This window comes from Arthrobacter sp. MMS24-T111, from assembly GCF_054888995.1.
The window spans coordinates 1,820,344-1,832,627 of record NZ_JBTZRO010000001.1; the positions used below are offsets into that span (position 1 = coordinate 1,820,344).

General features: G+C 66.3%; 11 protein-coding genes. 5 read left to right on the forward strand and 6 right to left on the reverse strand.

The features are described 5' to 3' along the window. Nucleotides 1-114 precede the first annotated feature (114 nt). Together ACX5I6_RS08510 and ACX5I6_RS08515 are read left to right on the forward strand one after the other, a co-directional pair. Complete coding sequence (locus ACX5I6_RS08510) at nt 115-1,317, forward strand: Gfo/Idh/MocA family protein (RefSeq protein ID WP_018761851.1); 1,203 nt, start codon at nt 115-117, stop codon at nt 1,315-1,317. 5 nt (nt 1,318-1,322) lie between these two features. Beyond that, a complete protein-coding gene (locus ACX5I6_RS08515) occupies nt 1,323-2,351 on the forward strand; it encodes a LacI family DNA-binding transcriptional regulator (RefSeq protein ID WP_018761850.1) in 1,029 nt (342 codons plus the stop codon). 3 nt (nt 2,352-2,354) lie between these two features. Here ACX5I6_RS08515 and ACX5I6_RS08520 read toward each other — a convergent pair whose 3' ends face one another. From ACX5I6_RS08520 to acs, 5 genes are all read right to left on the reverse strand, one after another. After that, nucleotides 2,355-3,146 (reverse strand): DeoR/GlpR family DNA-binding transcription regulator, encoded by a 792-nt coding sequence (locus ACX5I6_RS08520; protein ID WP_018761849.1) that lies wholly within the window; start codon nt 3,144-3,146, stop codon nt 2,355-2,357. A 55-nt stretch (nt 3,147-3,201) separates the two neighbouring features. After that, on the reverse strand, nt 3,202-4,116 hold the full coding sequence (locus ACX5I6_RS08525; protein WP_018761848.1) for a carbohydrate ABC transporter permease: 915 nt from the start codon (nt 4,114-4,116) through the stop codon (nt 3,202-3,204). Continuing rightward, on the reverse strand, nt 4,113-5,087 hold the full coding sequence (locus ACX5I6_RS08530; RefSeq protein WP_018761847.1) for a carbohydrate ABC transporter permease: 975 nt from the start codon (nt 5,085-5,087) through the stop codon (nt 4,113-4,115). Before ACX5I6_RS08530 ends, ACX5I6_RS08525 begins: the two co-directional genes overlap by 4 nt. A gap of 89 nt (nt 5,088-5,176) precedes the next feature. Continuing rightward, nucleotides 5,177-6,487, reverse strand: coding sequence for an ABC transporter substrate-binding protein (locus tag ACX5I6_RS08535; protein ID WP_018761846.1), 1,311 nt, complete (start codon nt 6,485-6,487; stop codon nt 5,177-5,179). A gap of 204 nt (nt 6,488-6,691) precedes the next feature. Beyond that, nucleotides 6,692-8,713 carry an acetate--CoA ligase gene (gene acs / locus ACX5I6_RS08540; RefSeq protein ID WP_461840171.1) on the reverse strand — a complete coding sequence of 674 codons (2,022 nt, stop codon included), beginning with the start codon at nt 8,711-8,713 and terminating at the stop codon, nt 6,692-6,694. Nucleotides 8,714-9,109: 396 nt separating this feature from the next. Here acs and ACX5I6_RS08545 point away from each other — a divergent pair, with 396 nt between their 5' ends. From ACX5I6_RS08545 to ACX5I6_RS08555, 3 genes are all read left to right on the forward strand, one after another. Beyond that, the gene (locus ACX5I6_RS08545; RefSeq protein ID WP_461840172.1) at nt 9,110-10,486 is read left to right on the forward strand and encodes a hypothetical protein; all 1,377 of its coding nucleotides are present in this window, start codon (nt 9,110-9,112) and stop codon (nt 10,484-10,486) included. Between the two features lie 83 nt (nt 10,487-10,569). After that, nucleotides 10,570-11,364, forward strand: a complete 795-nt coding sequence (gene nth / locus ACX5I6_RS08550; protein ID WP_461841691.1) for an endonuclease III — start codon at nt 10,570-10,572, stop codon at nt 11,362-11,364. Further along, nucleotides 11,361-12,038, forward strand: a complete 678-nt coding sequence (locus tag ACX5I6_RS08555) for an NUDIX hydrolase (protein WP_018761843.1) — start codon at nt 11,361-11,363, stop codon at nt 12,036-12,038. The genes nth and ACX5I6_RS08555 overlap by 4 nt, the downstream gene beginning before the upstream one ends. Nucleotides 12,039-12,041: 3 nt before the next feature. On the opposite strand, the gene ACX5I6_RS08560 is transcribed toward ACX5I6_RS08555, so the two are convergent. Next, nucleotides 12,042-12,263 carry a YegP family protein gene (locus ACX5I6_RS08560; RefSeq protein ID WP_165838005.1) on the reverse strand — a complete coding sequence of 74 codons (222 nt, stop codon included), beginning with the start codon at nt 12,261-12,263 and terminating at the stop codon, nt 12,042-12,044. Nucleotides 12,264-12,284: the final 21 nt, after the last annotated feature.

A 12,284-nucleotide genomic window follows, 5' to 3' on the forward strand; every position in this document is an offset into this window, starting at 1 on the left:
GGGTGGCAAGAGGTTAATTTCTGCCTGTTTCAAAGGCTTTTTCTCCATTTACCGGATATTGACTCGAGTAGAAACCGATGCAAGACTCAGGTAACCCTGACGAAAGGCATGACAATGACGTTCTCGATCGGCATCGTGGGCGCGGGCCAGTTCGGCTCCCAGTTCGCGCACCTGTTCAACCTTCACCCCGGTGTCCACGCCGTCTACGTGGCCGATGAGCGCCCGGAACGGGCGGCCGAAGCCGTCGAACGGTACAACCTGGCGGGGCAGGAAGCGGACTTCGACGCCCTGCTGGCCTCCGACGTCGACGCCGTTGCCATCTTCACCCAGCGCTGGACCCACGGCCCCCTGGTGGAACGGGCGCTCCGCGCAGGCAAGCACGTCTACTCTGCCGTTCCCATGGCAGTCTCGGAAGCGGAAATCGCCCGCATCATCGACGCCGTCCGGGAAACCGGAAACGTCTACATGATGGGTGAAACCAGCTACTACAACCCCGCCACGGTCTATGCCCGCGAGCAGCACGCTGCCGGAAAATTCGGCAGGGTCTTCTACTCCGAGGGCGATTATGTCCACGACATGGACCTGGGGTTCTACGACGCCTACCAGTACAGCGGCGGCGAGCGGTGGAAGGAAACCGCCAGCTACCCGCCCATGCTCTACCCCACGCACGCGATCGGCGGCGTGCTCGGGGCCCTTCCGGCACATGCCGTCAGCGTCAGCTGCATAGGGGTCTCGGACCAGCGGAACGACGGCGTCTTCGACAAGGACGTCAGTATGTTCGGCAACGACCTATCCAACGCCACCGCGCTCTTCGAACTGAACGACGGCGGTGCCATGCGAACCAACGAAATGCGCCGGGTGGGCTACCCCTCCCACATCCGCGAATCCAGGTTCCGGTTCTTCGGCACCGAGGCCAGCTTCGAACAGCTCGCCAAGGTCACCGTGTGGCAGGACAAACAGGACGTCCACGACATCTCCGAGCAGATGGAAACCCGGCCCAGCATTCCGCTGGACGATCCGTCGCTGGCCAACGTCGCCCCCGAACTCCGGGACGCCTTCGTGTCGGGACTCGCCCCGGTGCACGACGCAGCACGGCTGCCCGCGGAGTTCCACGGCGCGCCCAACGGGCATGAAGGCAGCCACCACTTCCTGGTGGACGACTTCGTCACCGCGGTGAACAACCGCTCGCTGCCGCCCGTCAATGCCTGGGTCGCCGCGCGGTTCACGCTACCCGGAATCGTGGCCCACGAATCGGCACGGCAAGACGGCGCGCGCCTGCCCATCCCTGACTTCGGCGACGCGCCCGCCACCTGGTAGCTAGCATGTACTCCATGACCACTTCGGCTGTGCCGTCCCCGCGCGGGCCGGTGACGCGCAAGGATGTTGCCCGGTTCGCGGGCGTCAGCACCGCCGTCGTCAGCTACGTGGTCAACGGAGGTCCCAAGAAGGTGGCCCCCGCCACCGAAGCCAAAGTCCAGGACGCCATCCGCGTCCTCGGCTACCGGCCCAATGCCGCCGCCAGGGCGCTCAAGCTGGGGTCCAGCGAGACGCTGGGGCTCATTGTCCCGGATATCGCCAACCCCTTCTTCTCGTTGTTCTCCCACGCGGTGGAGGACGCGGCCGCCGCCCTTGGCTACGCCCTGGTCCTGAGCAACTCGGACGGGAACCTGGCCAAGGAGCGGCGGAACGTCCGCAACCTCGCCGCCCGGCAGGTGGACGGGGTGCTGCTCGCCAGCGTCCTCTTCGAACCTGACCTCGAAGTCCTGGAGACGGCGGACATCCCGGCGGTGCTGTTGAACCAGGAACGCGATGCGCCCGGCTTCAACAGCGTCGGCGTGGACCTGGCAGCCGGTGCCAGGATCGCGGTGGAGCACCTCATCGGCCATGGGCACACCAATATCGGGCTGGCGATGGGCACCAACGTCTCCGGCTCCACCGATGGCCGCGAGCTGGGCTGGCGCCAGGCGCTCCAGGAGGCAGGCCTGCCGGAGGGCCCCATTGCCTACAGCGCGTTCACCAGGCCCGGCGGGTATGCTGCCGGGCAGCGGCTGCTGGCATCGGTGAACCGGCCCACCGCCATCTTTGCCACGTCCGACATGCAGGGCATCGGACTCCTCCGCGCCATCCACGAGGCGGGCCTTTCCGTCCCGGGTGACATCGCCATCGCGTCCTTTGACGGATCGGCGGACTCGGAATACTCCTGGCCGCCGCTGACCACCGTGGAGCAGCCGGTGGTGGCCATGGCCGAAGCCGCCGTCGGGGCGCTGCTGGAAGCCGGCCGCGGCGGGAAACCGCGGCACCGGATCTTCCCCACTACGCTGCGCATCCGCCAGTCCTGCGGCTGCCCGTAGGAGCTAGGCCGGCGCAGCGATCCGCAGCCGGCTGACGCTCTCCTGCAGGATCCGGCGGGCGTCCGCGCTGAGGCCGGCATCACTGATGACCTCGTCCGCTTCCTCCAGCGCGGCGATGGTGCTCATGCCCTGCGTACCCCACTTGGTGTGGTCCGCCACCACCACCAGCTTCCGGGACGCCGCCACGAAGGCCCGGTCGGTCTCCGCCTCCAGGAGGTTGGGAGTGGTGAATCCTGCTTCCGGATCCATGCCGTGCACGCCCAGGAACAGCAAGTCCAGATGCAGCTGTTTCAGTGCTGCGGTGGCAATCGGCCCCACCAGGGCGTCCGACGGCGTGCGCTCGCCGCCGATCAGGATCACGGTTGAACCGTAGCGGGCAGCCCCGGAAGCGGCCCCGTGGTGGAACAGGTCCGCAATGCGCACGGAGTTGGTCACCACCGTGATCCGAGGCCCCTTGGCCAGTTCCTGGGCCAGCGCCCACGTGGTGGTGCCGGCGCTGAGGCCCACCGCCATGCCCTCATGCACCATCCGCGCGGCCTCAGCCGCAATGGCGCGCTTCTCGGCCGGCAGCTGGGTTGACTTCAGTTCAAATCCGGGCTCATGGGTGGTTGCACCGCCGGGGAGCTTGGCACCGCCGTGGATCCGCTCCACCCGGCCGCCCTCCTCCAGCAGCTCGATGTCCCGCCGGACCGTCATGAGCGAGACACCCAGCTGGTGGGCGAGGTCTGACACACGGACCACCCGCTCCCGCTGGACGGCGTCCACGATGGCCTGGTGACGTGCTGCGGGAAGCATGGAGTTCCTTTCGGGCGGCTAAGGGAGAAATGTCCCGTTCACGTTCCATCTTTGCCTACCCCTTGCTGGAACCAAGAGTCAGCCCCGCCACAAACTGCCGCTGCAGGAGCAGGTAGATGATCAGGGTGGGGATGACCGTGATGACCGCACCCGCCGCCAAGAGGTTGTAGTTGTTCAGGAACTGGCCCTGGAGGTTGTTGATGGCGGTGGTGATGGGGAGGCGGTTGCCGCTCTGGATGAAGAGCAGGGGCCAGAAGTAGTCGTTGTAGATGAAGATGACTTCCAGCGTGCCCAGGGCGGCGAACGCCGGCCGGCACAGCGGCAGGATAATTTCCCTGTACTGCCGCCAAATGCCCGCCCCGTCCACCAGCGCCGCTTCGGTCAGGTCTGCGGACAGCGCCTTCATGTAGTTGGACAGCACGAAGGTGCAGAACCCCATCTGGAACGCCGTGTCCACGGCAATCACGATGATGTACGTGTTGAGCATGTTCCCGGAATCGCTGAACGAGTAGGGCACCGTAAGGTGCTTGGCCATCTCGAACAATGGCGCGGCGAGGACCTGCGGTGGAAGGAGGTTGCCTGCTGTGAACATGATCAGCAGCGTGATGTTGAATTTCCAGTTGACCCGGCTCACGGCGAAGGCCATAAGCGAGGCGAGGAACAGCGTCAGCAGCACGGCCGGGACCGTGATGATCACCGAATTCCAGAAGTAGGTGGAAAACCCGCCCTGCGTCCAGGCCTGGATGAAGTTGTCGAAGTTGAACGCGCCGGCCAGGCTGAAGTACCCGTATTGGTTGGTGGAGGCCACCGGCCTGAGCGCTGTGAAGACGGACCAGCCAAGCGGGACCAGCCACACGATGGCCATGACGGTCAGGAAGATGTGGGTCCCGTAGTGCCGCTTGGGGCGGCTCCCCGACCGGGTTCCTGCGCCTGCGGGAACGGGCCGGGGCCGGGCTGCAACATTGCTCATGCTCTGTTCTCCTTGCCAAAGGTGCGGCTGAGGTAGAAAACGATGGGGACAAGGGAAATCACCAGCAGGACCACGGCCAGCGCGGAGCCCACGCCGATCACCTGGCCTTCGCCCACGAGGTTCTGGATGACCAGCGCGCTGAGCATTTCCAGGCCGTTGGTGCCGCGGTTGATCACGTACACCACGTCGAATGCGCGGAGGGATTCGATGATGGTGATGACCACGATGACGATGTTGATCGGCCGCATGGCCGGGAAGACCACGCGGAAGAAGGTTTGCGTGGCGGAGGCGCCGTCGATGGCTGCCGCTTCCTTCAGGCTGGGGTCCACGCCCTTGAGGCCGGCCAGGTACAGCAGCATGACGTAGCCGGCATGCCGCCAGGTGGCGGCGATCATGGCGGCCCAGATGTTGACGGACGAATCACCGAACCAGTCCACTGCCTGCGGCGTCCCCGCCGTTCCCAGGACGAAGTTCAGCAGGCCGTTGTCACGCTGGTAGAACAGCTGCCAGATGATGCCGATCAGGGCGAGGGACAGCATGACCGGGGCGAAGAAGATGCTCTGGTAGATCTTGCTGCCGCGGATGTTCTGGTCCAGGAGTACGGCCAGCAGCAGGCCCAGCGGGGTGGCGATGAGGGCCAGGAACAGCAGCCACAGCATGTTGTGCTGCACCGCGGGCCAGAACGGCGGGTAGTCCTGGGTGATGAACTGGTAGTTGTCGGTGCCGGCCGGACGGAGATCTGCCAGGTCCAGGCCATTCCAGCGGCTGAAGCTCAGCCCGACGGACATCAGCATGGGCAGCCAGACCAGCATCAGTTCGATCAGGGTGGGAATCCCCACCATCAGGGCCAGGACAAGCTTGTCCCGGCTGGACAGGCGGCGTACCCGGCCGCGCCCGGGCCGCCTCTTCGAGGGCGCTCCGGCCGGGTCCCTGGACTCCGGCGGAATCAATTCTTGTGCGGTGCTGCTCATGGGATTCTTCCCCTTGCTTGGTCCGGATGCAGGAGGGGAACGGCGACGGCGCACGCCAAGCGCCGCCGTCGCCGTTCCGTAGGCGGAAACTACTGCGCTGCGTACAGCGTCTTGGCCTGGGCCTCAAGGTTCTTGACGTCCATGGTGCCGTCCTTGATGAACGTCTGCAGGGCGGGAATCATCACGTTGTTGGCCATGGCCGGCAGAGCATCGCGGTCGAAGAACTGGCTGATGTTCTTCGCGCCCGCAATGGTGTCGGCACACTTCTTGTTCAGGGGCGTGAACGATGAGGTGTCCGCGCCCTTGGCGGTGGCGATGTTTGACGAGTCCACCTTGGCGTACGCATTCTGCGCCTCCGGTGTGCCGAGGAACGCCAGGAAGTCGCGGGCTGCCTTGTTGTCCCCGCCCTTCTTGGACAACAGCAGTCCGTCGATGGGGGCTTCGACGGAGTCCCTGCCTTCCATCGCGATTTCGGGGAAAGCGAAGAAATCGATGTCGGCCAGGACCGTGGGGTCGGTGAACTGCTGGGTGACGAAGGAACCGAGCAGGTACATGCCGGTCTTCTTCGCCTCCAGGGCCTTTGCGGCGTCCTGCCAGGTCTGCCCGAGGGCTCCAGGGTCCTGGAACGGCAGGAGGGCCTTCCAGGTGTCAAAGACGGCGCTGACTTTCTGCTGGTCCCAGGACTCCTTGTGGGCGCAGAGGTCCACGTGGAACTGGTAGCCGTTGAGTCGCATGTTGATGTAGTCGAAGGTGCCCATGGCGGGCCAGCCGTCCTTGTCGGCGAAGCCAATGGGAATCAGGCCGTCAGCCTTCATCTTCGTGGCAAGCGCCTTGAGGTCATCGAACGTTGCGGGTACCTGGTAGCCCTTTTCGGTCCAGAGGCTCTTCCGGTAGAAGAACCCCCACGGGTAGTTGTAGTTGGGAACGAAATACATCTTCCCGTCGGGGCCGGTGGACGCCTTCTTCAGGGCGTCGGAAAAGTTGGCGCCCACGGTCTGCCAGACATCGTCGATGGGTGCCAGCAGTCCCTTGCCCGCGTAGTACTGCATCCGGTACCCGGCGAACCAGGTGAACGCATCGTCGGGGGAGCCTTGCAGGTAGGAGTTGATCTTGTTCTGGAAATCGTTGTGGGGTACCACGTTGGTGGTGACCGTCTTGCCGGTCTTGGCTGTGAAGGCATCCGTCACGGCCTGGTAGGCGCGCTTGGGGACGTCGTCCGAGGCTCCGGAGCCGAAAGTGAGGCCGGAGGATTCCGACCCCGTTGCCGACGGTGCGCTGCCGCCGGTGCAGGCGGCAAGGAACGGGATGCCGGCCAGGCCAACCGCTCCTACGCCGACTGTCTTGAGGATGGTCCGCCTGCTCGGAAATGCGGTGGCAGACGCATCAAACTGTGAAGCCATGTTCTCTCCCTTGAAAAATAGCCGCGTGTGAGGCACCTCACATACGCTGACTATAACCTCGCAAAAGCGAACAGGGAAGAACGCTAAATAACATTTTGCGCGTCGATTTTTTGAATCGTCACAAACGTGAACGGCCCCGCCTTCCCCGTGATGGCGCGGGAAACGGGGCCGTCCGGTGGTGCCCGGCTGGATACTAAGCCAGTGTTACTTTCTGAGCGACTGCGCGATCTGCTGCATGATCGTTGGGTCGGAAAGGGTGGTGGCGTCGCCCGGGTCGCGGCCTTCCGCGACGTCCTTGAGGAGGCGCCGCATGATCTTGCCGGATCGGGTCTTGGGCAGTTCGGGGACCACCAGGATGTTCTTTGGCTTGGCGATCGGGCCGATTTCCTTGCCCACGTGGTTGCGCAGTTCCTGGACGGTGGCGTCGCCGTTGTTCACGGCGTCGCCGCGGAGGATGACGAACGCGACGACGGCCTGGCCGGTGGTCTCGTCAGAGGCGCCCACGACGGCGGCCTCAGCTACGGCGGGGTGGGACACCAGGGCGGACTCGATCTCCGTGGTGGAGAGCCGGTGCCCGGAGACGTTCATGACGTCGTCCACCCGGCCCAGGAGCCAGATGTCCCCGTCCTCATCCTTCTTGGCCCCGTCCCCGGCGAAGTACATGTTTTCGAATCGGGACCAGTAGGTGTCCTTGAACCGCTCGGGGTCGCCCCAGATGCCACGCAGCATGGACGGCCAGGGTTCGCGGATCACCAGGAAGCCGCCGTGGCCGTCGGGCACGGACTGGCCCATCTCGTCCACCACGTCCACGGCAATGCCGGGCAGCGGCACCTGGGCCGAGCCGGGCTTGGTGGCGGTGACGCCCGGCAGCGGGGCGATCATCTGGGCGCCGGTTTCGGTCTGCCACCAGGTGTCCACGATGGGCGCCTTGTCGCCACCGATCACCTTGCGGTACCACATCCAGGCCTCGGGGTTGATCGGCTCGCCCACCGAACCCAGGACGCGGATCGAGGACAGATCGTACTTGCCCGGGATCTCCGCGCCCCACTTCATGAAGGTGCGGATGGCGGTAGGGGCGGTGTAGAGGATGGAGACCTTGTACTTCTCCACGATCTCCCACCAGCGGCCCTGGTGCGGGGAGTCCGGGGTGCCCTCGTACATGACCTGGGTGGCGCCGTTGATGAGCGGGGCGTAGGCGACGTACGAGTGGCCGGTGATCCAGCCGACGTCGGCCGTGCACCAGTAGACGTCCGTTTCCGGGTGCAGGTCGAACACCGCCTTGTGCGTGTACGCGCCCTGGGTGAGGTACCCGCCGGTGGTGTGCAGGATCCCCTTGGGCTTCCCGGTGGTCCCGGAGGTGTACAGGATGAACAGCGGGTGCTCGGAATCGTGGCCCACCGCGGTGTGTTCCGCGGACGCAGCGCCCACCGTGTCCGCCCACCAGTGGTCCCGGCCCTCATGCCAGTCCACGTCCTGGCCGTTGCGCTTGACCACCACCACGTTCTGCACGGTGTGGCCGTCGTGGGCCAGGGCGTCGTCGACCGCCGGCTTCAACGGGCTGGGCTTGCCGCGCCGGTAGGTACCGTCAGCGGTCACCACCAGCTTGGCCTCGGCGTCGTCGATCCGGGAGCGGAGCGCCTCGGCCGAGAAGCCGCCGAACACCACCGAATGAACCGCGCCGATCCGGGCACACGCCAGCAAAGTGATCACGGCCTCCGGGATCATCGGCAGGTACACCGCCACCCGGTCACCCTTGGCCACGCCCAGGGACTCGAAAGCATTGGCCGCCTTTTTCACCTCTTCGGTCAGCTCCGCATAGGTGTACGCGCGGGTGTCGCCGGGTTCACCCTCGAAATGGATGGCCACCCGGTCACCGTTGCCGGCCTCCACATGCCGGTCCAGCGCGTTGTACGCCGCGTTGATTTCGCCGCCAACAAACCATTTCGCGAACGGCGGATCAGACCAGTCCAGCGCCTGCGTGAAGTCCTTGGACCACGTCAGCAGCTCCCGGGCCTTCTTCGCCCAAAACGCCGGCCGGTCCGCGTTCGCATCGTCATACTCGGCTGCCGTGGCGATGGCGCCGGCTGCAAACTCGGCGCTGGGAGGGAAGGCCCGGGTCTCGTGCAGCAGGTTCGCGAAAGCGTCACCCTGCTGGCCGGACCGGGCTGCGGCCGGGGCGGAATCCGACGGAACCGTGGCCGTGGAGCTGGGGGTGTCCTGGGACATATGAACCTCATCATTCATCGATCGTCGCCGCGCGGGACGCCCTCACCGCAGGGCCCGCCGTTGGCGCGGCACTGGGCTCCAGCCGGGACGGACATACCGCAAAGAGCTGTTCCGCAACCAAGCCTAATGCTTGCCGCGGACCCAATGTGCCCGCCGTCACAGATGCGCCAGCGAACGGCATTTGTTAAGCGGTGAATGGTGTGCAGGCGGCTCCGTCGACCCCAAGCCAGCTAGTGATCAGCTTGGCTGTTGACTAGGCTGAGATGGAATTGTGACTTCACTTCGGACGGCTCCGGCCAGGCATGGACCGTGCCGGGCCGGAGCCGGACCGCATGTCAAGACGGCACAGTTTTCGGGTCCGCACGGGCCCGGTGCCGCCACGCTAAGGAGAGCAGAATGAACCAGCAGAGCTTCGGCCAGCGAACGGCCCCGCACACCCAAGCGGGACCCGGCGGCTCCGGAACCGCCGGGGGACCAGGCCACCAAAACCCTGCCGGCGGCACCGCTCCAGGGCAGAAGGCGGCCTCGTGGAAGATTGACCCCAACGCCAACCAGGCTGTGCTCGGACCGTTCACCGTGCGCGACCTTGCGGTTTTCGCCGGCACCCTGATCCTTTTCGTCGCATCCCTGCTGCCGCTGTTCGGCGCCCGCTACAACCTGTGGAACCTCAACAACCTCTTTTTCCTGGGACTGGGCATCATCCTGCCGGTGATCGCCAGCGCGCTGTTCGCCGCACGCCGGCTGGTGCCGGGTACCAAAATCCGGGTGGGATCGCTGTCCATCGACCAGTTCGCCTCGGTGGTTGCCTCCTTCGCCGTCGCCTTTTTCTTCCTGTCGGTTGCGGGCGCCTATGTCACCAGCCTGCTGGTGGGCCTGATCGGTTCCCTGGTCCTGTTCGCAGCCACGGTCCTGGGCCGCTACATCCCCTATCTCGCCGGTGATTTCAAAGGCCGGGCCGATGCGCCGGCCCATATCGTGGCACGCGAAGCCGCAGTGCCCGCGCGGAGGCCCCGCGCCCCCAAGCCGGCAAAGCCGGAGTCCGGCTCCGGCCAGTCCAAGACCGGCTTCGGACTCAAGGGCGCAGGCGTCTTTGGCGGCGGAGGCGCCGGGTCATCCGCGGTCCAGCCGGGAGGCGCCAGCCACGAACCTGCCGGCAACGGGCAGCCGCCTGCCACGGCCGCCGTGCCCGCCTCGGCTCCTGCAGCGCCTGCGCCTGCTCCTTCCGCCTCGGCACCTGCTCCTTCCGCGACGGCAACCTCCACTCCGGTTTCCACCGCCCCGGAGGTCTTGGACCGTACCCCCGAGGTGGATGCCGGGCCGCCTACCCAGGCAGCCGACGTCGTCCGTCCCGCTGCGGCGCCCGCGGCGGAGGAAACCCAGGCAGCCGACGTCGTCCGTCCCGCTGCGGCGCCCGCGGCGGAGGAAACCCGGGCAGCCGATGCTCCGGCACTTGGTGCCCCGCAGCCAGCCTGGGAGCCGCCGGCCGCCACCGCGGTGCACCAGCAGATCCGGACCGAAGAGCCCATCGGCGCAACCGTGGACCCCACTGTCCGCCACGACGAGGCGGACGCACAGCCCGCCCACGAGGCCTTCTGGTTTGCCGTGGCGCAGCACCGCACCGCCTTTGATCCCCGCACCGGGGCGCCTGCCTTCGTCATCGAACCCGGCGGGTGGGTGCTGGCACTGGAAGACCGGGGACACGAGTTCCTGGTCCAGCACACTGACGGCCGGCTGGGCATCCTGCGCGACCTCAGCAACATCGAGCGCGGCTGACGTCCATGGCCGGGCTCCGGGCGGCCAGGCCCGGCGGGAACGACCCCGCCGGGCAAACCGCGAATAACGACCAGGCTCCCGGCATGCCCGTGGTCCCGGCCGAATCCTTGCTGGCACTGAAACGGCGGGCGCGGCGCATGCACAAGGCGCTGGCCGAAAAATACCCCTACGCCCACGCGGAGCTCGACTTCCGCAACCCCTTCGAACTGCTGGTGGCAACGGTGCTGTCCGCCCAGACCACCGACGTCACCGTCAACCAGGTCACCAAAGTGCTGTTCGCGCGCTGGCCTGACGCCCGTTCCCTGGCGGAAGCCGACCCGGTGGAGCTGGAAACCATCCTTAAGCCCACCGGGTTCTTCCGGGCCAAAGCCAAGAACGTCCTCGCGCTGTGCACGCGGCTCGTGGACGACTTCGACGGCGAAGTTCCGGGCCGGATGAAGGACCTGGTCACGTTGCCCGGCGTCGGACGCAAGACGGCCAACGTAGTCCTGGGCAACGCCTTCGGCGTCCCGGGCATCTCCGTGGACACCCACTTCGCCCGCCTCACCAAGCGGTTCGGCTGGACGCAGTCGGAGGATCCCGTACAGATCGAACAGGACGTGGCCAGGCTCTTCGAGCGCAAGGACTGGACCATGCTGTCCCACCGGGTGATCTTCCACGGCCGGCGCGTATGCCACGCCCGGAAGCCGGCCTGCGGTGCCTGTCCCGTGGCCAACTGGTGCCCCTCCTACGGCATGGGAGAGACGGACCCGGCCAAGGCCGCCAAGCTCCTGAAATATGAGTTGGCGCCCGGCAGCGAAGCACTGCTGGAGCAGTACCTGTCAGAGCAGCACCGGGCAGCCGAGATCCGGATGGCGTCCCAGGTGAGGACCCCGTGAGCGCGCGCGAAGACCTTGCCAGGCTGGTCCGGCAGGCCGAATCGGGAACCGCCGGCCCCCCTGACCCGCGCTGGGCCGCGCTGACCGTGGACGTTGAGCGCGCCCGCAGGGCCGCCGTCCTCATGCTTTTCGGCGTTCTCGACGACGTCCCTGCCGCGTCAGCCAAGCCGTTGGCCGCGGCCGACCTCGACGTCCTGCTCCTGGAACGGGCCCACACCCTGGGGTCCCACCCGGGGCAGGTGGCGTTCCCCGGCGGCAGCATCGACCGGGACGAAACACCGGTGGCGGCTGCGCTGAGGGAAGCCGAAGAGGAAACCGGGCTGGACTCGGCCGGCGTGGAGGTCTTGGGCACCCTCCAGGAGTTGGGCCTGGCGCACAGCAACTTCCTGGTGACGCCGGTCCTCGCCTGGTGGCATGCCCCGTCGCCGGTCCGGGTGGTGGATTACGGTGAATCGGCCCAGGTGTTCCGCGTCCCGGTCCGGGACCTGCTGGACCCCGACAACCGGGTGATGGCCACCGTCCACCGGGCCGGCCGCACGTTCGACAGCCCGGCATTCACTGTCAACGGCGTGCTGGTATGGGGCTTCACCGGCATTGTGCTCAGCGGGCTGTTCGACCAGCTCGGCTGGTCCGTCCCGTGGGACCGGAACCGGCTGCACCCGGTTGCGGTTTAGGCGTCAGGCCTGCCGGCGCAAGTCCACAACAATCCCCGTGGCGGCATTCTCCCGCATTGCCTTGATTCCGTCCCGCAGCATCGTCAGGGATGGAAAAGTCGGAGAAACCGCGACGATATTCCCTTCGGCGTCGGTAAGCCGCAGCCGGTAGGACTCGTCCCCAACACGGTGTATTTCAAATCTTCCCGCCATGGACGGGGACCTCCCTGGTATGCGTCGTTGCATCAGTGACCGGATCTGCTTCAG

Bases quoted from the DNA above. Each gene is read 5' to 3' on its own strand.
- nth (WP_461841691.1), top strand. From the start codon at position 10,570: ATGCCCGTGGTCCCGGCCGAATCCTTGCTGGCACTGAAACGGCGGGCG.
- ACX5I6_RS08535 (WP_018761846.1), bottom strand. From the start codon at position 6,487: ATGGCTTCACAGTTTGATGCGTCTGCCACCGCATTTCCGAGCAGGCGG.
- acs (WP_461840171.1), bottom strand. From the start codon at position 8,713: ATGTCCCAGGACACCCCCAGCTCCACGGCCACGGTTCCGTCGGATTCC.
- ACX5I6_RS08520 (WP_018761849.1), bottom strand. From the start codon at position 3,146: ATGCTTCCCGCAGCACGTCACCAGGCCATCGTGGACGCCGTCCAGCGG.
- ACX5I6_RS08515 (WP_018761850.1), top strand. From the start codon at position 1,323: ATGTACTCCATGACCACTTCGGCTGTGCCGTCCCCGCGCGGGCCGGTG.
- ACX5I6_RS08560 (WP_165838005.1), bottom strand. From the start codon at position 12,263: ATGCAACGACGCATACCAGGGAGGTCCCCGTCCATGGCGGGAAGATTT.
- ACX5I6_RS08530 (WP_018761847.1), bottom strand. From the start codon at position 5,087: ATGAGCAGCACCGCACAAGAATTGATTCCGCCGGAGTCCAGGGACCCG.
- ACX5I6_RS08525 (WP_018761848.1), bottom strand. From the start codon at position 4,116: ATGAGCAATGTTGCAGCCCGGCCCCGGCCCGTTCCCGCAGGCGCAGGA.
- ACX5I6_RS08510 (WP_018761851.1), top strand. From the start codon at position 115: ATGACGTTCTCGATCGGCATCGTGGGCGCGGGCCAGTTCGGCTCCCAG.
- ACX5I6_RS08545 (WP_461840172.1), top strand. From the start codon at position 9,110: ATGAACCAGCAGAGCTTCGGCCAGCGAACGGCCCCGCACACCCAAGCG.